The organism is Legionella sainthelensi, from assembly GCF_900637685.1.
Classification (GTDB): domain Bacteria; phylum Pseudomonadota; class Gammaproteobacteria; order Legionellales; family Legionellaceae; genus Legionella; species Legionella sainthelensi.
On record NZ_LR134388.1, the window covers coordinates 2,588,278 to 2,611,070 of the forward strand.

Genomic DNA, 22,793 nt, shown 5'->3' on the forward strand with positions numbered 1-22,793 from the left:
TTAAAACGAGCTGATAAAGAATATTTAATAAAAAGGATCAAGAGCAATTCCCTTGCGAGACATGCCTATCGATTGGAGGCTTAAGTCGATTAACATTGCATTATAAAAGCGAGCTTAATCCATGCACTATGTTCCAGGCACATTTGAAAGAGCATATTGAGCAATATTAAAACACCGAATCAACATCTATTTTTATATAGGATTTGACAGAATATAAACAGACTTATCCACAGAAAATGTGCATAAGTGATAATCAACTATTTTAACGGATAATGGAAAATCCTTATAGAATAAGCGTCTTAAATAAAAAAGGGGGTTAGGGATGGTGTATGGTGTGAAAAATATCCACAAGAAAAAAGTGGGTATTAAGAGAATTTGTGCCTTGCTATTTTAGACAAATCAAAATTAAAAAAACAGTCTTGACTTCCATTATTTTTTTACTGACATGACGATTAAATGGGAATCGCATGAGTTTTGATAACCTCATAAAAGTATATTAGGGTATGTTGATTCATTTTAATATCAAAGGTTATCTCGTACCTATTCTTTACATACATAACTTAAAACACAAAAAAAACAGCCGCAGTGCTGTCTTATTTAATGCTAAGGCTTAAAATGAAGAAAGAAGAAACAATGAAATTTGGAATTCAAATGACTACTGACATTCCAGGCTTCCAGCCTCTTTAGAAGATTATGAGATCGAACAAAAAATAATTGAATGGCATTAAATCAGCAAAGTGGAAGGAGTGAGCGTACTTGGCTTCTTAAAGGTTAATCTCATCATTAAAAAAACTCCTTTGTGGTATAGAATATGAAAAAATCTATGGATTATCGGCTAAAGCAATTTTAGAATCCGATGGATTGAATAGAGTATGCAAAGCATACAACAAGTTCTAAAAAAGTCAGCAGATTAACGTCCCTGGAACTCTTGTAAAGATGGAGCTTAAGTCTTTAATTTCAACTTCGAGGAGAGTTCAAAGGCCGCAAAACCGCCTTATAAGGTGATATTTCAATGTATTTCTTAGGGAAACCTAGGGATATCGCATTGGATTTTTAGGAATAGGCCAGATGGACTGCAAAATTTAGCACAGCAAGTAACACCCTCATGACATAATTAGGCCTTGAATTTGCTATTAGTCTAGTCATAAGATTGGGTATGGTGCTTCGTAATCATTACGACCCATATGGGTGTCTTCAGCAAAATAGGCGTATTCAGAAACTTTGCAGGTAAAGTTGCGATCAGAATCGTCTGTAAATTGTGTATTCCGCGACCCAGCTGTTACACATCATTGCGCGTATCCAATTTATGCAAGGAGTCTGTTTAATGAGCTGACTTAATTAACGTTAATTTAAATAGCAAATTCTAGCAAATTCACATATATTCATTCAATAAGAGATTCGATTGCAACGGGACATAGGAAATGAAATGCTGTAATTGCGATAGATTAATGAATCAGGGATTAGATTTTTGGCACTGGAAATGTAATTATTGCAAATACGAATCCTCCAATTTGGATTCAGGTATCAATGAGATAAAAAAACATTTGTTGATAAATGAGAATGAGCGTGCAAATGGACTAAAAATTTTGCGAGATTCAAATTTTAGAGTGCTTATTCGATGGATTTTGAGGCAACTACCTGAGGGGAAACATACGTTATTAGAAGTTGGAGCTGGTCACGGTTGGTTTATTAAAATTGCTTCCGAATATTTTCATGTATTAGGGGTTGAACCCGATAATCAAGTTCTTCAAGACGCTTTACCCCCAAATTGCTCTTTGATTGAAGGGTATTTTCCCGAGGTTTTAGAAAATCATCAACGTTTTGATGTGATTGTTTTTAATGATGTTTTTGAGCATATTATCGATGTAAAAAAAATAATTACTGACTGTAAGATGCATTTAAATAAAAATGGCTTATTAGTTCTCAACTTACCTAGCTCGCTTGGATTTTTTTATAGAATAGCAAAGTTATTAAAACATTGTGGATTTTCTGGTCCTTTTGAACGTTTATGGCAAAAAGACTTTCCATCTCCTCATCTCCATTATTTTGCTCCAAAAAATCTTATTCCATTAGTAGAAAAAAACGGGTTTGAAACAATTTTTATGGATCACTTGCCATCCATTAGGAAAACAGGTTTATACAATAGAATTTCTCATGTTAATAATCAGAATAAAAGCCCAAATAAAATAATTATCTTTTTCATGTACTTGATGGTATTACTTGCCATACCTTTATTAAAACTTTTTAAAAGTGATATTGTAGTTTTAATTTTCCGAAAAGAATAACACATTAATGAGTAATTGCGTTAATTAAGTTAGTAACATTGTAAAAGCTTCGCTGTATTCTGAAAAAGACCGTTGTGCTCAATCAACATATAGAGTTTATCTATTACATAACATTTGGGCATGAACGAATATAGCTTATTTTTTATTAAATCCGGATACTGGTATTTATTTTTCTTTCCATCTCATCCCAAGAAAGAAATTTTCGCTTCTCATAGTAAAGAGGTCCATTATGTGGTCTATTTAAAAGTCGCTCTAGAGAGACTGGTTGGTTAAACTCAACACCATGTCGAAAGAAGTGAAGTGTGACACAAGGGAGAAGTCCTAGCCATGTTTTAAATTGTGAAGGATAACTAAAACACAACTGCGTAAAAAAAAGTCGATTTCGCCAAGAGATATGATGTTTAATTAACTCCCCATTCTCCAACAAGGGAGTAAGTACTTTAAACATAGGCCCTAAACAAGAAAAAGCATTATATAAAGGAAATTGACGCACACGTTGCAACAGATTTTTTTTGTGAGCCGAAAAGACCGTAACAGCATGGAGAGCATCATGGTCATGATGTCCACCCTCCCAAGCAGGAACATAGATGAACTCAATATTTTCGTAATTTGAGAACCAATCATCTAGCCAAGCAATGGCTGAGTTCATATGGTGAATAAAATAACCATCCTTAATCCCTAACGATTCACCTACAAAAAAAACATCATTACTATCAACACCTAATTTCGACAAAACAGATAAAGACTCTTTATTGCGCTGTGCTGGAGAAGTTCGAGCTCCCCCATCTGTTAAATAAGCACAGTACACTCGTTTTCCTTCTATTACCGCTTGTTTGATAGATTGAAATACCCCAAACTCATCATCCTGATGAGCAAAAACGAACAATCTCACATTATTAACTAAAGAAGCATTAGTACGCATCAAAGTCTAAAAATGAAAAATGAATGCGCCTATGATCCAGTTGTTTTACACTTCCGTCAAGTGAGCGATAAATAAAATTAAGTGGCGAAGGACGTAATTTATGAGGAATGTTGTAATAACGACGAAAAGAACAACTGCCGTCTGGTACTATACCAAGATACAGTCTGAGCGAGAATGGTGTATTGTCCATCTCTATTTGATCTGTTTCCGCAAAATTTTGTAATAAGTACTCTGTATAAACAGGTAGTTTTCCCAAGGCTAATGCATGAAACAAAACTTTATCTTTGTAGTGGCATCTAAAAACTCGATTGTTAGGATTTGAGCAGCGCCAGTCCAATGACTCTGTTGACTATATTCGTTGAAATTGAACATTTTTTTGAATTACATCATGATTTATATGAAGAGATCCCAATCCCAAACGCGCCTCAAGTGGTCTCAAAAACTGAAAGCCAAGCTTCTGAAACCCATATGAACTATTCTCATTAGAAACGCCAAAGACGGCAGTAAATCCTTCTTTGTATGCTGTCTCATAAGTCATATTGGCAAGTTTTGTAAATAGCCCTTTACCCTGATAATTAGGATGAGTAGCTGTATTAAGTGACAACATAGCTTTGACAGGTGTGCTATTAATTTGGATTTGAGCCGGGATACATGCATAATGAGCAACTAATTGATCCCTATCCCAAACATTAAAACCAATAACGCTGCCTTCTGGATTATCTATGTAAAGCCATCTCATGTATTGGATATTAAATATTTTTGCTTTTGGGAAACAAATATTCATCAACGCAGTGCATTGCGAAAGAGTCTTAGGGTCTGTTTGGATACGTTGAACAATCATCTTGTTATTTCCTTATATTCAGCGAGTAATTTGTAAAATTAAGTTAAAAAGAACTACACGCACTAGGATGAAATTACATATTAATAGAAAGTTAATAAATGAAGCAAATCGAGGCAACAGATAGAACTAAAAAAATTATTTCTTGAATTCTATGATACCTCCTGTAAGATTAAGCATTTGTTTTATTTGATAGATTTCTTAACCTATGTTACACACTGAAGTAGGGAATTTACTTCTTTTAATTAGGATATAATGCTAGAAAGGCATATTGCAACTGAAAAACTACTGTACAACATCGTTTCATTTTTTTTTGATTATGATGTCTGCTTGGACTCTTTCTGTTCATGTTTGTGTTTTGTTTGGTTGGAATTTAAAGAACCTCTTATTACTTGTTCCGTTCGTTGTAAGCCTTTTTTTTATTGGCTTTTTTCATTGTTTGAAAAAGAGCCCTAACTCCTTCGAGACTGAAGCTATTAGTTACGAAAGAGCCGTTGTTGGGTTACTTTTGTTAGCGTGGATTTTTCTTGCCTATGCGGTTACAAGATCGGATCTTGACGATGCATACTTTACTGCCGTTGCTGCATTTTCTTCCTCGCATCCTGAAAGCAGTCTTCTTGCTGTAGATCCTATGTTTGGGGAAAAAAAATTGCCATTGCCTTTTCCCAGCTGCCGGTTTTCTTCTTTTGAGCTTATTTCAGGTGCAATTGCTTATTTATTTTCTGTCCCAGCAATGGATCCGTATTACATTTATCTTTTGCCCGTGTGGCTTATGGTGGTTTTAGCTGCAACATTCCTTCTTACAAAAGAAATAATTCCGCAACGTTGGATTTTGGCTGGTGTTATTGCATTTCTATTTACTTTATTGCTAGGTGAAATGCATCGAGGCCCTGCTAATTTTTCTTTTGTGCGTATTTTTCAAGGAAAGGCAGTCTTTTTATCTGCAATTGTTCCACTCATCTTTTATTTTACTGCAAAATTTTTATCCAAGCGCGGAACACTGATGGATTTATTTTTGCTGGGGTGTTGTCAAATGACATCTATCGGTTTAAGCCATTTTGGCACCCTGATGGCTCCCATTGCTGGATTTGGCGCGCTATTCTCTAACGTGCCACTTATTATTTCCAACTGGAAAAAAGCTTGCTTAGCTTTTGCAATGTTACTGATTCCTGCCCCATATTTAATTTATATAATGCTGCAATCGAAGAACTCCCCCCTTTTGAACTTTCCATTGGAGTCTAGCACACAAGTATGGAGCTCTGTCATGGGAATTCATCAACAATATTTAATTGGATTACTTCTTATAATTGGGCCTATATTGGCCAAAAACAGTCTAATGCGGTGGAGATTAGCTATTCCTATATTTTTATTTTTCTTTATTTATTTGAATCCCTATTTGTCAGAATTTATTTCCAAATATGTGACAACTCCCGCCGTTTATTGGCGTATTTCTTGGTCCTTTCCCATTTTAATTTTTTCTGCAATTTCGTATGCTTTGGTGATCGATAATATATTAGAAAAAAAACCTCTAAGGCATTTTTATGTTTCACTATGGTTCTTCATTTTTGGTTTAATCCTTTACTCCCTCCCTTATAATACACTACGTGAAAAAAACATAGGGCCATTCGAAGGTTTTGCAGTGTGGAAAGTACCCAGTAATACTCTTGGAATTGCGATGGAGATAATTACTATTATTGGAGATAATGGAACGTCCCTATTGGCTCCAGATGAAATAGCTGGTGTTGTATCACGCTTTGAAAAACACCCGCGTCTTGTTAATGTCCGAGGCATGTATCTGGATATTTTAAAACCATCATTTAGTTCGGAAGAATATTCCAGAAGAATTGCATTATATAATTTAACTTTAGGCACTATTTCCGAAGAGGAGCGTTTTATAGAAGAAAGTTTGAAACAATTGAATGTTTCAATTGTAATTATTGCTGTGGATAACGAGTCCTCTGAAATAGTACATCTTTTGCATACAGCGCATTATAAAAGAATAAAAGTAAAGTCTAACTATGCTTTTTGGGTCAATAAAACTTCGTCTTTAAGAGATGCTGTAAAACAAATTAATGTAACTAATAACGAGTAAATCCAAACCATAGTTCGAGAATGAAAGCTTTGCAGTTCTCCACTTGATTAGTCTGTAAATGCTTTTGTTGTGTTAGCAATCTTAAATTTACTAATTGGTGTTACAGGTACTGTATTGATATCGTAATTAAGAAAAGCCAATATAAATTGTACTCCAATAATTATGGGTAGTGCAGAAAGCATCACGGTTCCTGATGAAGATTGGACACCCTGATGAGCAGAAAGTATCCAATGATATAAACCAAAAAAACTACCAAACAAAAAGAAACATAAGCCTAATGGAAGTTCTATAGAGGCTAGAGACATATCCCGCAGATAGTAATTATAAAAGATACGTTTGCTAAAGTTCCTCATGTGTTTCAAAAGAAACTCACCAAAAATAGATGAAATCTTTAAGTTACTGACTTCCTCAGCGTATTGAGCATCCATAGATACATCAACAACAACGGCACGCATTGTATTTAATCGAAACAACATATCTGTTTCGAAGAAAAAACGACGACTTATTTTATCAAAGGGTAAAGATTGGGCTACATCCCTATGGATTGCCGTAAACCCATTGGTTGGATCAAATAAATTCCAATATCCAGTAGATAACTTAGACATTAAAGACAATATAGCGTTTCCAACCAGTCTTGATTTAGGCATAGTGTGAATTTTTTCAAGATTAAAGAAGCGATTTCCTTTAGTATAATCTGCATCTTTATGAAAAATAGGCAATATAAATCGAGGAATAAGCGCAGGATCCATTTGTCCATCACCATCTACTTTCACAATGATATCGATACCATGCTTTAAGGCCGCTCGATATCCTGTAAGGACTGCTCCCCCAACACCCAAATTATTTTCATGGTGAATCACCGAAACGCGCCTATCAAAACAGTTCGCTCTAACAAAGTCTCCTGAGTGTTCTGGACAAGAATCGTCAATAACGTAAATAGAATCTACCTCGGGTCCGATGCTATATTATGACACTTAAAATGTGCTTTTTGACTTTATAACAAGGAATTACCACTGCGACTTTCTGTGTACGTTCTCCCATACGCTCGCCTCCTTTTTTATTGATTTTCCTTAGTATGAGCTGATAATCTACATGAAAATTTAATATTATTCAGGAAAAAATATGCACCCTGAAGATCCTGAGTGGGTTCAATATAAAGCTAAATTTAGCGAATATTATCACGCCGCTAACTATTCGAAAAGCCTCCAAACGCGCGCAATGGAAGCTAGCCACAAACTTTTAGAAAAGTACTACAGCAGCGCTATGCACTTTGACAAAGTATTAGAAATTGGCGCTGGAACTGGAGAGCACATTAAATATATCCGTCATCGATATTCTCAGTACATAATTAGCGACATAGATGAAAATGTGCTTCACACGGCAAAAGAAAGAATAAATATACCGCATAGCAAAGTGTCTTTTGAGATCCAAAAAGGAGGCGAGCTCTCCTATTCAGACAGAACATTTGATCGCATCATTGCGTGTCATGTTTTAGAACATATTTACATGCCTCATCTTGTTTTAAAAGAATGGTCTAGGGTTCTAAAACCAAATGGAATCCTATCTATTTTAATTCCAACTGATCCAGGACTCGCGTGGCGCTTGGGTCGCTATTTTGGGGCGCGTAAAGTTGCCTACGCTAATGGTCTTGCATATGATTATATTATGGCCAGAGAGCATGTGAACTCTTGTAATAACCTAATTGCATTATTGCGTCATTATTTTCCAAACTCTAAAGAAGCATGGTGGCCATTTTCTATCCCATCTATTGATTTGAATTTATTTTTTGCATTTCATGCCAAAAAAATCTAATGATGTTGAATTTTTGACTATAGATATTTTGCCCACTCATCCAGGCAGAAAGGAAGTAATGAAAAAATGAAATGAGTTGTCGGTTAAGATAATGTTTACCCAAAACAACTACAATCGATATTGTAACAATTTAAGAGTGAAATTACCCGGTTCCCAAATCTATTATAAAAATCAAACGCTTTTTACCATTCTAAAATAGATTGAGATTAAAATCATCTAATCTCCTTATCTCTATCCCAATCCCATTAGAAATACAATTAAAACATAGGCTATAATTTATACATATTGCGTTAATTTGTATCCCGACATGAAATTAAAAATTGACCCTACTTTGATTAATAGTTCCCCACAGGAAGCACAAGCATTAGGTGCTTACCTGATTCAGAATGATTTAGCTTTTCTAGAAAAAAAAGGTGAACATAAGGTAACACCTTCTCTCGAACTAGAAATAACTCATAATTTGATTCGTGATCAAGAAAATCAAAATTCTAACATTAAGCGGTACTATGTTATTAGTAAAGACTTTCTTGGAAAGGGAGCTTTTAGTAAGGCCAGAGGAGCTATGGGTTATATTGACGTTGACATAACAAGTGGTAACGTTTCATATACACCAAATGATGACAAAGCCATTAGAGTAAAAAATACTCAATACGCTCAAAAGAAAAGACAAAATACCGGGGCATCTCCTTATAGCCATTCAGAAGCAGTTGCAGATTATCAACAAACTAGAAACTTTAGTCATATAGGCATGCAACATCCTATCGAGGTTAAAAAATCTCACGCTCAACTGGGCTTATTTTCAAAAAGTTATGCGATCATGAATAAGCTAAAGGGTCGAGATCTTGATATAGAAATTGACGATTTTATTAGTTATGCTGATCCTGATACTGCAACAATGGTGAAACGTGTCCTGCTCCCTATATTGGAAGCATATAAAACGCAAATTTCCGATAAAAATTTTGTTCATAGAGATATCAAATTAGAGAACATACGGGCTTATCTCTCTGTGTCAGGGTCTACTATCAATTTTTTAGATGTAGATAGTGCTTTAAAACTTGGTGCCAATGATACTGCTTATGGCAGCCCAGGCTTTTTACCACCAGAGCTGTCTCAAATTACATCATCAAATACAATACCAGTGACTCAAGCAAGAGACATCTTTCAACTTGGTGTATTGTTGATAGCCTGTTTGAATCCTAATTTAAATCCTAACGCTTACTTCCCGAATGAGTTAAATGCACAGAGTGGTAATGAGGTTGTTCAATTGGCGCTTGAACAAATCCAACAGAATGGATGTTACGATCCAGACAAGATGGGCCATGATTTATTTGAGTGTATTCAAGACTCTCTCATCATTGCTCCATCGGAAGAAACAGACCTCCGTAATGAAATAAAAGAGATTTTAAAGGAAATGACAAATGGTGATCCGGCTATACGTCCTGACATTGATACTGTTATTTCTAAATTTAATGATATATTAGCTAAGTTAGAACCGCGGCAACCAGGTATTGTAATATAGATGCTTGATAAGAATATTTTTATCCCAAGCCATTTTTGCTTGAACCATTGAAATAATGAGAATTTAGCACTGTATGTTTCTAAAAAATAATATTCTTATTGTATTTTTTTTGGCCAGGATTGTTCTAAAAAAATACCAAATTGTTTTTCATGATTATCCATTTAAATATCGTTTTATTGGACACTTAACTACAATCTAGTGAATTTTTTTAAATATAGTTCGCCTCGGTTAAACAGCTTCAAAGTAGCTGATCGGAAAACTGGCGGCGATTTTAAGCAATTAGAAAACCTTTTTTGCCCCTTCCTCTACATACTTAGCCTAATTTCCGGTTGAGTATCCATAACGGCACATCTCGCAGGATCCACAGACAATAACTGGCGAATGCTTCTGAAATCAGTGGAACTTGATTTATTAAACACTTCAAGAACAGCTTGAGCGTGAAGATGGCTCATCCCCATTTCCGGGGGCACTAATCAAGAACATAAAACTTTAACCCTTAACCTATAATTTTCAAAATTTCTAAACCCATAAGCACGTCGTTGAATCAGCTTCATCTTCCGATGAAACCCTTCCGTAATGCCGTTGTTTTTAGTAAACCGCCACATTCTAACCACTTCTTCCCGCCATTGATATAATGTTTTACCTAGAGTCTTTAGTGATTCGAAATGACTTTCCTTCAGACTGGTAACGAGTTTAAGAAAGAGAGGGATTAAACGCGTACACCGCTTTGCGGTACGATGTTTTCGCATGAGTAAGCGATGTAATCGCTGTTTAAAGTAATAAAGTGCAGCAATGACAGGCTGCTGTTGCAAATAACGTTCTCGTTTATTTAATCGTTTTACAGTGAGATTATTGGGATTGGTTCTCAATGCGGCCAAGAGCCCTCGCTGATATTTCATGTCAGGATCAATCTGCTGATAAGTCTGCAAACAAAATTGATTCAATAAACGAATCACATGAAAGCGATCGGCAACAATCATCGCATTGGGAAAGTAACGCCTGATTAACTTGCGGTAACTGGAGCTTAAGTCAATACAAACTACCTGTACCTTATCTTTTCCTTCTAACGTGTTGAGATAGCCTTCTAAATCCTTTTCTGAACGCCCCTCAACCACATCAAATATTTTGTGTTTGGCCAAGTCACAAAAGGTTGTGGCATAACCTACTTTCCTATTGAATGAATGCTCATCCAGACCAAGAACTCTTGGGCAAGAACGGTTTAATATCTTTTTATGACGAAGCTCATAGCCGTAATGATACCAGCGCTCTACAGTGGATTTACCCAGCTTTAAATCACGTGCTAAATCCTTTTGACTCACTCCTTTGCTATGGTAGTGAAACACCTGCTTTCGTAAACTCTCGCTCGCTCTTTGGTATTTACCAATCCCCGGGAAACGCTGATTAAAATAGCGACCACACGCAGGACAATAATACTTATGAGCCTTGATACACAAGTAACTGCGACGCAATCCAATCGACTCATGGCGGATTCGCCTTATGAAACTGTCTTTTTTACGTAACTTCTTATTGCCACAATGAACGCATCGAACAATACAACGATAAGTGACTTCGATATAAACCGGGCTCTCTCCACTTACCTTTTTAATAGAATATCCCGGTAAATTTAGGATACAATCTTTCTTAGGCATTTTAATCTTCCTTTTGACCGTCAAATCAAAGGCTTAGTCTAGACTAACTTGATTAAAATGCCCCTTTATTTGGGGTAGAGCCGTGAAGATTGAGACCATTGCTTTTGTTCGCGCTGATTTTTTCCTTGATATCACAAATGGCTTTACATAGTTCTGTTTCCGATTGAGGATCTATCTCTCCTACCAGTTCTTTTATGTCTTCAATAATCTCGGGAACAAGACCATCTTGATTATTCATCAGGGGATCACTTAGTAAATTATAAACAGCTAAAATATTTGCACTTCTTTCATCACTAGGAATCTTGAGAATCTTTATTTTCATTTGGAAGGTATTGGTAGTAGAGATGACTTTGGGTTGTTCTTGTCGAACGTTAAATAGCTTAATAATTGTTGTGTCATCTAGGTCATTGGCTAGAGATACAGGGCTTTGGTATCCAATTTCTAAACGTGGATCAGCTCCATTTCTTAACAAGCATTCTATTGCTCTATAATTTCGAGCCTCAACTGCTTTCAGAAGAGGTGAGCTTTGAGAGCCCAGAGAGTAAACAGAATTATTGATTTTACTCTTATCAAAAACGACATTCCTGTAAAAATCATCGACTTCTTCTGTGAGAGGTATTTATCCATTTTTTCCATGTGGTTAGTAAATTTTTCAGGATCCAAATGCCCTTCCTGCGACATTCTTAAAATTTTTTTATAGCTAAAATACCCTTTATGTCTGTAAAAGTTTGATATTTTCCCGGAGTAGCTCCTTTTTTGTCAAAGGCATTGAAAGAAAGAAAAAAGCTTCCAGGAGCCCCCTTGTTTAGCCTGTCATATAAACATTGACGAATTTCTAAAGCGGCTTCTTTGATGTCTTGGTGATTTCTTAAATCAAAGGATTTTACTAAATTAGTATTTCCAGGCTCTCATGTATAATTTGAATCGAAAACTTCTAATTTTCCATCGCGGTATGTGCCAGCTATAACATGAGTTCTAGAGGTAAAGTTAAATCCTTTACCGTCATTTTCTGTAACGGCTAATTGGTTAAGAAACTCATCTTCACTAAGGGTTGTTTCTGATTTATCCTAGGCAACGATATCTTTCATTAACTCATAATATTTTTGTTTTTCACCATTAAGCTGACATTGCAGCCATAGTGAACTAATGCCATTGCAATGACCTTCTCGAAGCACCTTAATTATCTCATTAACATCTTCTTCTTTGTATTCCTCTTTTTTTTGTTGATACCGTAGAAATTGTCTGAATTGCTCAAGAATAAAAGATTGCTTCCAAGAAGCGTTAAACATTTCTCGCGCTTTGATTGTAAATTCCATCTTTTCTTCAGGTAAATCTGATACACAATCATATGGGGTTTTACCTGCTTTGTTTTTTATTGATAAGCTTTCCTCAAAACCTGCTTCATAAGTGCTTAATGTTCTCATAATCATAAAATCTGCTTGCATTATGGCATGGTGTAAAATGGTATTCCCCTCATCATCAGTCATGATTGCTAAATCTTTAATGCCTATATCTCTGGCATGTCTTAATAAATCAGAAAGTTGCTCCAAATTTTTTGTCCTTATTGCATCTATTAGAGCAGAGAAAGTATCTCGTTCATTCAATTCCTCATTTTTAGTTTTCATGCGACTAATCCTTTTTTAAACTGATTATTTTTATAATGTATTTTTTTTGATCAATACTGGATTTCTTGGATGGGAGTATATTGGCGGCAGTTTAGAGACTGCCAAACGTGAGGCACACTTCAAAAAATTGGTGTAAAAAATGGAAGCTCCATTTAATTGAAGAATTTAATCCAACATGGCGCGATGTGTACGAAGAGATATGTTCTTGATCCAAGCATCTCCTCGATGCCGCGCATAAAGCGCGGCTCTTTGGCTTCAGGGAAGCAAATGTCAACAGACCCTAATAAATTAGGATTATTAAAAAAAACTTCTGATGCACTTCTACTTCCAAAAAGACCTGTGAAGCATTCGATTTTTGGGTCTTTACCTCACCAATCGCTTATATCCGTAACTGAATAAAGTAGTTATCCAATTAAAAATCAAACATTCTATTAATAGATACATTTACAGATTGCAACAATGTAGTTTTAAAAGTATCTTTTGTTGCTAATATTCCTGTGGTTAATAGGTTATCACCGTTCATTGTAGATGTATTAGCAAATGACTGTTCATGTCGACTTATACGGCCTTCTAAAGCTGAAAAAGTATAAGACGCATCTATAAACCATGAAGGAGTAATAAAATAGTACATTCCAATTTGAGCAGCACCACCCCATGCCCACATGGTAGGAGAACCATAATTTACCAAACCGGTTACATTTAGAGTTTCACCATTTACGATGGCATAACCTATAGAATTGTAGTTTTGTGATTGCAAACTAATTAATGAAGGACCTGCACCCAAGTATATGCTTTTATTACCAAATTGTTTACCAATTAAAGCGAATAAATTCATATCGTGGTTAATAGTTGTTTCAACAGAATCAGCAATGGCATATCCAAACATGGGACTCTTGGTACCTGATGAACTGGTAAGCACACCAATTTGAGGGAGGTAAAGATCACGATTAGTTGCTACTGCTCCAAGATATTGATAAGTAAATTTAATCCCATAATAAACGCTTTCATTATAGTTTCTTAAATACCCGGCTTGAACTTCTGGTGATAAATTTTGGCTCGTATTTTTAAATGGAGCAGCGTTCCCTTGCGCAATCCCTGTAGAATTGTACACACCGTCAATATACAAACTTGAAATCCCTAACCCCCATGAGTCCTGCTGAATTCTTAGTGAGTTGTAATTTCCACCTACCCCAATAAAAAAACCATGAGGATTAGGAGCCGATCCCATGGTACCTGCGAAAGCTGAGCTCCCAAAAATGGAGAGAGATAAAATTGTTTTTGTTAATTTGGAAAACATTTATAGTCCTTTATAAAAATAGGGAGAGTGAGTGTATTCATTAATTGAACTTCTGACAATCATTAAAGCACTCAAAATGAACGTGTTTCACTCTGCAGAGGCAAAGTTAGTTGGCATTGAATTGCTATACAGTTCAACATCATGGATAGGATATCTGTTGCTGGTTTGTTATCAAAAACGGCTGTCTCTATAAATTTTCAATGAACATTACAGGATTAAATCCAATATAATTCTTCCGTCTTGAGAGGGTCATGCACTCCGAATCTAAATGCACAAAAATTAATACTTCATAAGCAATACCCTATTCTTATTAGCAATTTTCAACTACAGGAAACCTCGTCAATTGCTATGGAATCATCGAACCATTTTATCAAGGTAGATTCTCCTAAATTGTCATAGATGTAGGATAAATACAAAGTTAACTCTTCTTCATCATTTTTATCGAATACATTTTTATCAGAATCTATTAATGGTTCATGATGAAAAAAAACTCCATCAAGATAATGATTACAAAAATCATGATAATCTCTTGTGAACAAAAGGAAGGTATGCCACATATTATCTATGTCACTCATCTCTGAATGTATGACGCATGAAAAGTTAAGTGAATTATCATTTGCATGAGTCTTTTTATCCACCCGATGTTTATGACAAAGCCAAACAAATTTCATTAACTCTTTGAGTGCTTCTTCGGCATGCATTTTAGCATCGGGATAGTCCTTACAATATCGAGAAATAATTTTATCGTTTTTATAACGCATCAGTTTTTTTAAATTAGGTAGGTTCATAATTAAATCTTTATTCAAAGCGATAATATTTGATTCACACAGCATATCCGTAAATATGCTGTGATTCTGAGTAGTTATCTAATGCTAGTACAGGGCCGGCACCAACCTTTGTCTTTTTTTAATACTTTTTGCTGGACAATTTTTTTAATAATTTTTTCTTTCATAAAAACACTCCTTATTAATAATTAAATTCAGTTAAAGAATATAAACTCATTATTAATCAGTCAATTAGTTACTTTTTAGTAACTATACCCTGGTAGCATATCTTAATATTTATCGGACAAGATATTCAGGGGATGCTTATAAGGATATTTTATGCGTAACAAAAAAAGAGCTAGAAAAGATACTCATTGTGTTTACGAAGAAATACTAAATAGGTCAGCTTCGTGTTTAGCCCTGACTGATTAGTCTTGAAGGAAAGAAACTTATTGTTTTTTTTGAATTCTATATAAAATATGTTTTGAAAGCCTGTGATCCAAAGGTAAATTAGGATGAGCGAAATCTCCATCCAAATCACGTATCATTCCAATCTTCTCCATCACACGAAAAGAACGTATATTAGCGGGTACGGTAAATGAAACAATCTCTTTAAGATCACACTGATTAAATCCATACTTCAAACAAGCTCTTGCGCCTTCTGTAGCATATCCCTTTTTCCAATACTTCGAACCAAGCCTCCACCCAACCTCTACTGCCTGGCCAAATGGAGCTTCCCATTTGATAAGATTTAATCCAATAAAACCGATGAACTGGCCCTTTGTTTTTTCTTCAGCCGCCCATAACGTGTAGCCAAGTTCATCAAATTGATTATTCATACTAGAAATAAAATCTGTCACTTCGTTCATAGTCAGTGAGCCTTTTAAAAACTCAATCACTTTAGGATCTTGGTTGATGCGATAGTATTCAACAACATCCTCATTGCTCCAAGTGCGCAATACCAACCTATCCGTTTCAATTATTCCCATAAATCACCTAAATCAATTACTACAATTTGAGATTAATTATAAAGCTAATATGGATTTAAAAACTCAGCGACTCATGGATTCAATCACAAAGATTGAGGATTTTTATAATAAATCGATAATTTTTTAGCCATCCAACCATTATCTGGAAAGGTTGTTCCCGGAACTTCCCAAACACCCGTTGCAAAAGCGCCAGCTCCCCATAAAATTGCAAATATATGTGCATCAACTGCATTTTGTAACTGGTTAGTGTTATTGTGTGCCCAATTAAAGTTGTTTAACGTCAAACATTGTGTCGCACTTTTGTCAGCACACAAGCTATATGCCACCGGTAAACGAGTAATATCATGATTAATCCAAGAAGCGATATTGCTTAAATCTTGTTGTAAGTTAGAGTCACCAAAAAAGTATACTGGCGCAGTTCCTTCTTCATGTGCATCGAGAATAGGCTCATCCTTTGTTGGAATATGTGCGGCAGGTATTTGCCATAACATAGCAGGTATATAATTTTTTCCTGCCTGCTCTCCCAATCCCTCACTTATTTCTTTGGTCATAGTCAGGAAGTTTTGCCATGCAACATCATTATAAAACGTTGCTTGATTTATTAATAAGTTAGGAAATTTGCTGCTGTAATCATCAGCACCATAGCGATCAAAATAAATAAAATCGGGTTTGTAAGTACCCGCGAATAATTCAAAACTCTTTAAATCTGCAAGAACTTTATCGACATAAGGCCTTACAGCAGAGGGGCCTTGATGTATCCACCACCCTCCTTCAGGAACTGCGGAAATATTTTCATGAACACCCAGAGCAACATGGGGACCAAAATATTTAGCTATCCAATTTTGCGCTTGTAACCAGCCATTAAAATTATCTGCAAAATCAGGGATGTTATTCGTTACGTCTGATGCCCTACAAAGTGGCACCACATACTCATTCACGCAAGCAGCAAAAGTTTGTCCCGCAGTGTAATTATCCGTTTTAGACTTGAGCCAAAGATGTAAATCAGTTGGAGTACCATTGATTGTTACCGGTTTATTATCCCAATCATACGTACAATTTGGCGTATTGGTACTGTTATAGCTCACTTTTGTAGTCATCATACAATAGGCATCTGAAACAGCTTGTCCAACCGGAATACTTAAGGATTTAACTGTCTCTACACGATTTGTATTACCTAAATAACCTAGCATATCGGGGTTTAGTAAAATAGTGCCGTAGGTTCCTGTATTGCTATAAGCATTATCTTCTAAAGTTTTGGACAAAAACATAAGATTAAAAAAATGTTTTGTTAAATTATCCAAATGGGTCACACTATCAGTATTCCAACCACCGCTTAGTTGCCAGGCATATTCAACCAAGACAGGATTAACAGGATGACCAGTATGGGCTCTTATATTTTTAGCCATATTAATCATATTCCAAATTTTATATGGAGTTTCTATTTTTCCTGGATCACCATCACCGCCAGCACCATTGTAAGTAAATACCGAATCAACACGGATATCAGTTGGTTCTTGCAAAGCCCCATTAGTTATCGTTCCCATGGCTAAGTAATTTGGCCAACCAGAAATCATGGAGTTATTTTTATCTGTGTCATACGCAAAAGTTATGGTGCTTACAGAACAAAGAATCAAAAATTTAAGAGTTCTATTTTTCATGCAATATTTCCTAAATTTAGTCAGTGATGCGGCAAATAAATCAAACAAAGGTGATTTATTACTGATTTTTATAAATGAGTTTGAACCTAAACCTGAAAATTATATCACAATAGACACCATTTGTTTAAAAATAAATCACTTCCTCTTTGGATATAATGGTACGTATGTTGGCCATCGTAGGCGGAATTTAAGAAAAATTAACCATTGCTTCCACAGGAATGACTTTAGAGAGCGCCATCCTCTGTGAAAGCAAAGAGTATGCGGTGAAGTGAAATTCTAGTAAAGTTGATACTTTCCCCCGTTTTTCCGCTTTATTTTTTCAAACCCGTTTCAGTAGAATTAGTTGATAAATTAGAAAGTTGCTCTTGAGTCCAATTAAATAACTTTTGCCCCACTGCCATTCCCACTGCAACTCGTGCAGTACCCCATCCAATCCTAAATTGCTGTTGAAAAAAGCTCATCCGGCCAAGAAAAGAGCGTTGTTGGCTTTTTGAATCATTCCACACTTTAATAAGAGCTTCCTGTGTAGTTGGTGGTTTGATATTAGGAGGAGTTGCATATTGCATATTGCGAACATAGTTGAAGGGACTCGATAAAATTGTAGCAACTCCTGCTGCCGTTGCATTATGGATAAACTCTAGTTTCGGTTGATTTTCATGAGTAGTATTATTTTCAGATTTTTTTATCGTACTGCTCATAAGAGTACGCAACATTTCATAAGTACTTCCAAAAACCATGTCACGCGTCATTGTAGCTGCCGTTCCTTTTAGAAAAGGTTTAATACCTCCCAGATTCCACATTTCCCTAACACTTGAACGAAAAGATGCATTTTCTTGTCCCCAAGTATGGTATTTGATCGCTGAAATGCTGTTTGTGAATATTCCTCCAATACTTCCGGCAGTCAGGCCCACAAAAAATTGAGAAAGTGTTTGATTAATCCCTAAGGTATTGCGTAAATAAGGAAATAAGTATCTATTTAGCTCCCCTTGTGCCACATAGTAGATACCGCCAAGAAAAGCGCGTTGGACGAATGCCTGAGAAAAACCTTGGTAAGGAGATTTAAAATTTTGAGAGAGCAGGAAAGGACGATTAAATTTCACAGATAAATACAAGGCTCGATCCCATGGATTAAACAATCCTGAGTTTGATGCTCCAGCAAGCAATCCACTGGCAACATCAATATTAAATTTTTGCTTGTAATTTTGCTTTAAATCCGACTCAGATGCTTGTTCTTTGATACCTTTTTTGCTCATCTTCCCCCCAAACATTTAATTTTGAAAAATAGATGGCATTATAGCTTATTTGTTCAAATAACAAACTTTTAAAAATGATTCCTATATTCTAGGAAAATTCAATACCTTCCCGCAAAATACCGCATTAAGATTATCCTTTCTCAAACACTGAATTTTGGAAAAGACAAAAAATGACAATAACTTTCCAGTTATCTACATAATATCTATAATAACAACAGATATTTATATTAGAATGGGACTACTAAATAGTCGCAAATGGAGATTGTATTATGGCGAATGTAGCTCAAGTATTAGTGGATACTTTAAATAATGCTGGAATAAAACGGATTTATGGTATCGTCGGCGACTCGTTAAATGGGGTTACTAATGCCTTACAAAAGTATAAAAAAATATAGAGTGGATACATGTGCGGCATGAGGAAGCCGCAGCGTTTGCAGCAGGAGCAGAAGCGCAATTAACGGGGGAATTGACTGTTTGTGCAGGAAGTTGTGGACCAGGTAATTTGCATTTAATTAATGGACTTTATGATTGTCATCGTAGTGGGGCCCCAGTATTGGCAATTGCGGCACATATTCCAAGCCCCGAAGTTGGCGGTGATTATTTTCAAGAAACTCATCCTAATATTTTATTTCAAGAATGCAGTTGTTTTTGCGAAGTGGTTTCGACTCCGGAGCAAATGCCTCGGTTGTTACATATTGCGATGCAGACGGCCAAGGCAAAATCGGGCGTTGCTGTATTAATTATTTCTGGTGACGTTGCTTTGCAACAAGCACAACGTAGTGCACGTACAGAAACTTATTCATTTATGCAGCCAGAGGTAGTCCCTCCTATGCCTGTGCTGATGGATATTGCCGCACGTCTAAATGCAGCTAAAAATGTTACCCTGTTTTGTGGTATTGGTGCCACAGGTGCGCACAATCAGTTGATGCAATTGTGTCACCTTTTACAAGCACCGGTTGTTCACACTTTACGAGGTAAACCTTTCATTGAGTACAATAATCCTTATGATGTAGGCATGACTGGACTTATCGGATTTTCTTCAGGTTATTATGCCATGGAGGCTTGTGATACTTTATTATTGCTAGGCACCAGTTTCCCATATCGGCAATTTTATCCAGCTAAAGCAGAAATTATTCAAATTGATTTGCACGGAAATCGATTAGGATTAAGAACGGATTTGGCTGTAGGCGCAGTGGGCGATATTAGTTGTACTTTAAAGGCCTTGATACCGTTATTACGTCCCAAAAATGACAGTAGCCATTTAGATAGAGCAAGAACGCATTACCATAAAGCCCGAGAAAATCTCGATGCTTTAGCAACAAAAACTTCCGATCATAAACCAATGCACCCACAATTTTTAGCAAAATGTATTGACCATGCAGCAGACGATGATACGGTATTTACTGCTGATGTAGGGACACCTACTGTATGGGCTGCACGTTATTTGCGGATGAATGGCAAGCGTCATTTGTTAGGTTCATTTAATCACGGCTCAATGGCAAATGCGTTGTCACAAGCGATAGGAGCACAAGCTGCTTATCCTCAACGCCAAGTAATCGCTCTATGCGGTGATGGTGGTTTTTCCATGCTAATGGGTGAAATTTTAACACTCATCCAACAGAAGTTACCTGTTAAAATTGTCATTTTTAATAATGGCACTTTAGGCTTCGTGGAAATGGAAATGCACGTTGGCGGTATGTTGGATTATGGCACTTCACTATTAAATCCTAATTTTGCAGCCTTGGCCGAAGCTATTGGAATCAAAGGAATACGCGTGGAAAGCGCTTCCACTTTACCAGAAGATCTAGAAAAAGCTTTTGCTCATCAGGGGCCAGTTATTGTTGATGTGGTGGTGGATCGCAATGAATTAATTATGCCTCCAACTATAGAGCCAGGACAAGTAAAAGGTTTTAGTTTATATATGATGAAAGCGATCATCAATGGTCAGGGGAATGCAGTACTTGATTTGATGAAAACTAATTTGTGGCGAGAATAAGCAGATAATGACATGCAGCTTGGATGCCTCGGACAAACCGAGGCACGTAGGTTCAGGGGTGTAGTTGTCAACGTGCCCTAGTTCAAATAAGGTTGTTCTAGAGCTATTTTGTGCCTAAAGCTTAAATTGTGGTTCTTTTTGCTCGAAATCATCACCTTTATCTGTATTTGTAGTAACAAATAAAGTATCTACTTGCTTCATTTGTGAGATTTTAGGAAGCGTGCTCATGACCTTATTTTCGGGAACCTCAAAACCATGAATCTTATCAACTAAAATAGTGTGGGAAGAATGTAAATTAGGACATTTACTAAAAATAGTTTTTGCTGTCGAAATGTTTTCAACTTTATCATCAAAGAAATATAAATCAATGTCTGCTAACCCAACCCCGTTTGCAGCAATGCGTTGTAATAAAAACTCAAATTGCCCCTTTTTTTCGGTATCACCTATCATTGCCAAATATGTAGGCAAAGCAAGGGAAAGCTCTTGATCTGGAACAGGTTCAAAAGGATCTTCTACATAACAATAACCGCCTGTTCTTTCAAGAAATTTATTAGCAATCACTAATCGATTAATTTTAGCATCATCCAAGTGCTCAATCTCTCGCTCAAATGAGAAATAAAACTGTTCGGCAGCATCGCCTGCCTGCTTGATAATAAATTTTCCCTTGCCTGGTTGAGCCGCCAAATAATGATCATAAGGCATTGATACTCCGGCCACATTTATTTTCAGTTGTTTTAATTTATCTACTATATTGCAAAGCAATTGATCACGCCAATGCTCTGGCTTATTTCCTAATTGTAAAACATGTTGCCAAAGATCATTAGCATTACGTCCTGTCACCAAATACACTTCGTCAAATTCACCATCTGCCAAAAATTTTAGTAACCCCTCATTAAAAGCAGACGTAGTATTATCAACTAGTGTCATGTCTACATCGATAAACGCTATTTTTTTCATTTCAAGATACTCATGGAAATATAATATATAAATATTATATAGCGTAATGTTTAAATTAAATACTATTTTTTAAGATAACTGCATGCGTAAGAATGAAACACTTAGTCATCGACTAAACGGTTCATCTCATTATTAGTTAAGATGAATAAACCATTAGTATTCATCAGTGTGACACTATGAAACGCTAGTAGCAGTTTAAAAGCGAGGAGGAGTCCATATCATTGCCCTAATATTTATTAAAAAATAATCTGCACTCTGTAGATAAGATGCACTCGTAATGATAAACATCCCCATATTGATGAAGAATAGTTTCCCGTTCACTAATTTCGTAAATGAATAATATGGGGCTTAAAGCGCATTTTATCTAAATTACTTTTACTGCTCAAAAAACGAGACTTCACCAGAAACCACATCGTACAAACCACCAATTATTTTAATGGTTTTTTGAGCGATTAATTCGCTTAAAATTGCACTTTTATTGACAATCGTTTTGATACTGTTTTCCACATTAATTCGGGCAACTTCATTGACATAAGGAAGATTACGTCCATTCCGATCCTGTGTAAAAGAAGTTTCTTGCTCAATTGCTGGTGTGATTTTATGCAAAAGTTGTGTTAAATGTCCTAATTCTGCATGATCACAAGCCCCCTTTATTGCGCCACAATTTGTATGGCCAAGGACTACAATGAGTTTGGAGCCAGCTACTTTACAGGCAAACTCCAGACTCCCGATAATGTCGTCATTTACAATATTACCAGCAATTCGAATACTAAAAATATCACCAAGCCCCTGGTCAAATATAAGTTCAGCAGGTGTTCTTGAATCAATACAACTCAAAATTGAGGCAAAAGGATATTGTCCATCAGCCGTCTCATTCACTTGTTGGAGAAGATTACGGTTGTAGCGTAGATTTTGTACAAATCGTTGATTTCCCTTTTGAAGCAAATCAATGGCTTGATCTGGAGTAATATTAAGCTGTTCTTCTCTACTGATAGTTTTCATAAAAACTCCCCTATTCTAGTCATTCTTTAGTTAACTTAATTTTTTCTAAATAAAAACATTATTAAGGATTAAAACTTAATTTCCTTAATTATTTATGAGGATTTTAAGAGTACTTAAATACTTACACTATGTGAA

The 22,793-nt window shown here is 35.9% G+C and carries 21 protein-coding genes and 1 pseudogene; 8 read left to right on the forward strand and 14 right to left on the reverse strand.

The annotated features are described in order from the left end of the window. Positions 1-1,421 precede the first annotated feature (1,421 nt). Positions 1,422-2,285 carry a class I SAM-dependent methyltransferase gene (locus EL220_RS11450; RefSeq protein WP_035906545.1) on the forward strand — a complete coding sequence of 288 codons (864 nt, stop codon included), beginning with the start codon at positions 1,422-1,424 and terminating at the stop codon, positions 2,283-2,285. A 145-nt stretch (positions 2,286-2,430) separates the two neighbouring features. On the opposite strand, the gene EL220_RS11455 is transcribed toward EL220_RS11450, so the two are convergent. From EL220_RS11455 to EL220_RS11465, 3 genes are all read right to left on the reverse strand, one after another. Further along, the gene (locus EL220_RS11455; RefSeq protein ID WP_035906547.1) at positions 2,431-3,207 is read right to left on the reverse strand and encodes a PIG-L deacetylase family protein; all 777 of its coding nucleotides are present in this window, start codon (positions 3,205-3,207) and stop codon (positions 2,431-2,433) included. Next, positions 3,197-3,481: a hypothetical protein gene (locus tag EL220_RS11460; RefSeq protein ID WP_051544785.1), complete on the reverse strand. Its 285-nt coding sequence runs from the start codon at positions 3,479-3,481 to the stop codon at positions 3,197-3,199. The genes EL220_RS11455 and EL220_RS11460 overlap by 11 nt, the downstream gene beginning before the upstream one ends. Before the next feature lie 75 nt (positions 3,482-3,556). Continuing rightward, complete coding sequence (locus EL220_RS11465; RefSeq protein WP_051544786.1) at positions 3,557-4,048, reverse strand: GNAT family N-acetyltransferase; 492 nt, start codon at positions 4,046-4,048, stop codon at positions 3,557-3,559. 268 nt (positions 4,049-4,316) lie between these two features. Here EL220_RS11465 and EL220_RS11470 point away from each other — a divergent pair, with 268 nt between their 5' ends. Beyond that, complete coding sequence (locus EL220_RS11470; protein ID WP_164838766.1) at positions 4,317-6,137, forward strand: DUF6077 domain-containing protein; 1,821 nt, start codon at positions 4,317-4,319, stop codon at positions 6,135-6,137. A 47-nt stretch (positions 6,138-6,184) separates the two neighbouring features. Here the strand turns inward: EL220_RS11470 and EL220_RS11475 are convergent, their stop codons facing one another. Next, positions 6,185-7,096: a glycosyltransferase family 2 protein gene (locus EL220_RS11475; protein WP_197720984.1), complete on the reverse strand. Its 912-nt coding sequence runs from the start codon at positions 7,094-7,096 to the stop codon at positions 6,185-6,187. 163 nt (positions 7,097-7,259) lie between these two features. Between EL220_RS11475 and EL220_RS11480 the strand changes: the two genes are divergently transcribed. Together EL220_RS11480 and EL220_RS11485 are read left to right on the forward strand one after the other, a co-directional pair. Then, positions 7,260-7,949 (forward strand): class I SAM-dependent methyltransferase, encoded by a 690-nt coding sequence (locus EL220_RS11480; protein WP_027272232.1) that lies wholly within the window; start codon positions 7,260-7,262, stop codon positions 7,947-7,949. A 307-nt stretch (positions 7,950-8,256) separates the two neighbouring features. Next, positions 8,257-9,468, forward strand: a complete 1,212-nt coding sequence (locus EL220_RS11485; RefSeq protein ID WP_027272233.1) for a protein kinase domain-containing protein — start codon at positions 8,257-8,259, stop codon at positions 9,466-9,468. Positions 9,469-9,941: 473 nt separating this feature from the next. Here the strand turns inward: EL220_RS11485 and EL220_RS11490 are convergent, their stop codons facing one another. The 3 genes from EL220_RS11490 to EL220_RS11500 form a co-directional block, all read right to left on the reverse strand. Beyond that, a complete protein-coding gene (locus EL220_RS11490) occupies positions 9,942-11,117 on the reverse strand; it encodes an ISL3 family transposase (protein ID WP_128130904.1) in 1,176 nt (391 codons plus the stop codon). A gap of 52 nt (positions 11,118-11,169) precedes the next feature. Further along, the gene (locus tag EL220_RS11495; RefSeq protein ID WP_027271715.1) at positions 11,170-11,589 is read right to left on the reverse strand and encodes a hypothetical protein; all 420 of its coding nucleotides are present in this window, start codon (positions 11,587-11,589) and stop codon (positions 11,170-11,172) included. Between the two features lie 595 nt (positions 11,590-12,184). Beyond that, the gene (locus EL220_RS11500) at positions 12,185-12,742 is read right to left on the reverse strand and encodes an ankyrin repeat domain-containing protein (RefSeq protein ID WP_027271714.1); all 558 of its coding nucleotides are present in this window, start codon (positions 12,740-12,742) and stop codon (positions 12,185-12,187) included. 122 nt (positions 12,743-12,864) lie between these two features. Here EL220_RS11500 and EL220_RS19045 point away from each other — a divergent pair. Next, a pseudogene (locus EL220_RS19045) lies at positions 12,865-12,951 on the forward strand (GIY-YIG nuclease family protein); the annotation flags it as partial. A gap of 16 nt (positions 12,952-12,967) precedes the next feature. Further along, positions 12,968-13,141: a hypothetical protein gene (locus EL220_RS18220; RefSeq protein ID WP_155833973.1), complete on the forward strand. Its 174-nt coding sequence runs from the start codon at positions 12,968-12,970 to the stop codon at positions 13,139-13,141. Positions 13,142-13,154: 13 nt separating this feature from the next. Here EL220_RS18220 and EL220_RS11505 read toward each other — a convergent pair whose 3' ends face one another. The 5 genes from EL220_RS11505 to EL220_RS11525 form a co-directional block, all read right to left on the reverse strand. After that, positions 13,155-14,039 carry a hypothetical protein gene (locus EL220_RS11505; protein ID WP_027271713.1) on the reverse strand — a complete coding sequence of 295 codons (885 nt, stop codon included), beginning with the start codon at positions 14,037-14,039 and terminating at the stop codon, positions 13,155-13,157. Between the two features lie 320 nt (positions 14,040-14,359). Then, positions 14,360-14,827 (reverse strand): glycine-rich domain-containing protein, encoded by a 468-nt coding sequence (locus EL220_RS11510; protein WP_027271712.1) that lies wholly within the window; start codon positions 14,825-14,827, stop codon positions 14,360-14,362. A 425-nt stretch (positions 14,828-15,252) separates the two neighbouring features. After that, positions 15,253-15,792 (reverse strand): GNAT family N-acetyltransferase, encoded by a 540-nt coding sequence (locus EL220_RS11515; RefSeq protein WP_027271711.1) that lies wholly within the window; start codon positions 15,790-15,792, stop codon positions 15,253-15,255. 83 nt (positions 15,793-15,875) lie between these two features. Further along, positions 15,876-17,450, reverse strand: a complete 1,575-nt coding sequence (locus EL220_RS11520; RefSeq protein WP_027271710.1) for a hypothetical protein — start codon at positions 17,448-17,450, stop codon at positions 15,876-15,878. 311 nt (positions 17,451-17,761) lie between these two features. Next, the gene (locus EL220_RS11525; protein ID WP_027271708.1) at positions 17,762-18,703 is read right to left on the reverse strand and encodes a hypothetical protein; all 942 of its coding nucleotides are present in this window, start codon (positions 18,701-18,703) and stop codon (positions 17,762-17,764) included. A gap of 269 nt (positions 18,704-18,972) precedes the next feature. Between EL220_RS11525 and EL220_RS19680 the strand changes: the two genes are divergently transcribed. Next, positions 18,973-19,098, forward strand: coding sequence for a thiamine pyrophosphate-binding protein (locus tag EL220_RS19680; protein WP_331852657.1), 126 nt, complete (start codon positions 18,973-18,975; stop codon positions 19,096-19,098). Between the two features lie 11 nt (positions 19,099-19,109). Further along, entirely contained in the window at positions 19,110-20,699 is a 1,590-nt protein-coding gene (gene poxB, locus EL220_RS11530) for a ubiquinone-dependent pyruvate dehydrogenase (RefSeq protein ID WP_232002409.1), read from the forward strand. 114 nt (positions 20,700-20,813) lie between these two features. Here the strand turns inward: poxB and EL220_RS11535 are convergent, their stop codons facing one another. Both EL220_RS11535 and EL220_RS11540 read right to left on the reverse strand, forming a co-directional pair. Then, positions 20,814-21,656 (reverse strand): hypothetical protein, encoded by an 843-nt coding sequence (locus EL220_RS11535; protein ID WP_027271706.1) that lies wholly within the window; start codon positions 21,654-21,656, stop codon positions 20,814-20,816. Between the two features lie 375 nt (positions 21,657-22,031). After that, positions 22,032-22,658, reverse strand: coding sequence for a carbonic anhydrase family protein (locus tag EL220_RS11540; RefSeq protein WP_027271705.1), 627 nt, complete (start codon positions 22,656-22,658; stop codon positions 22,032-22,034). Positions 22,659-22,793: the final 135 nt, after the last annotated feature.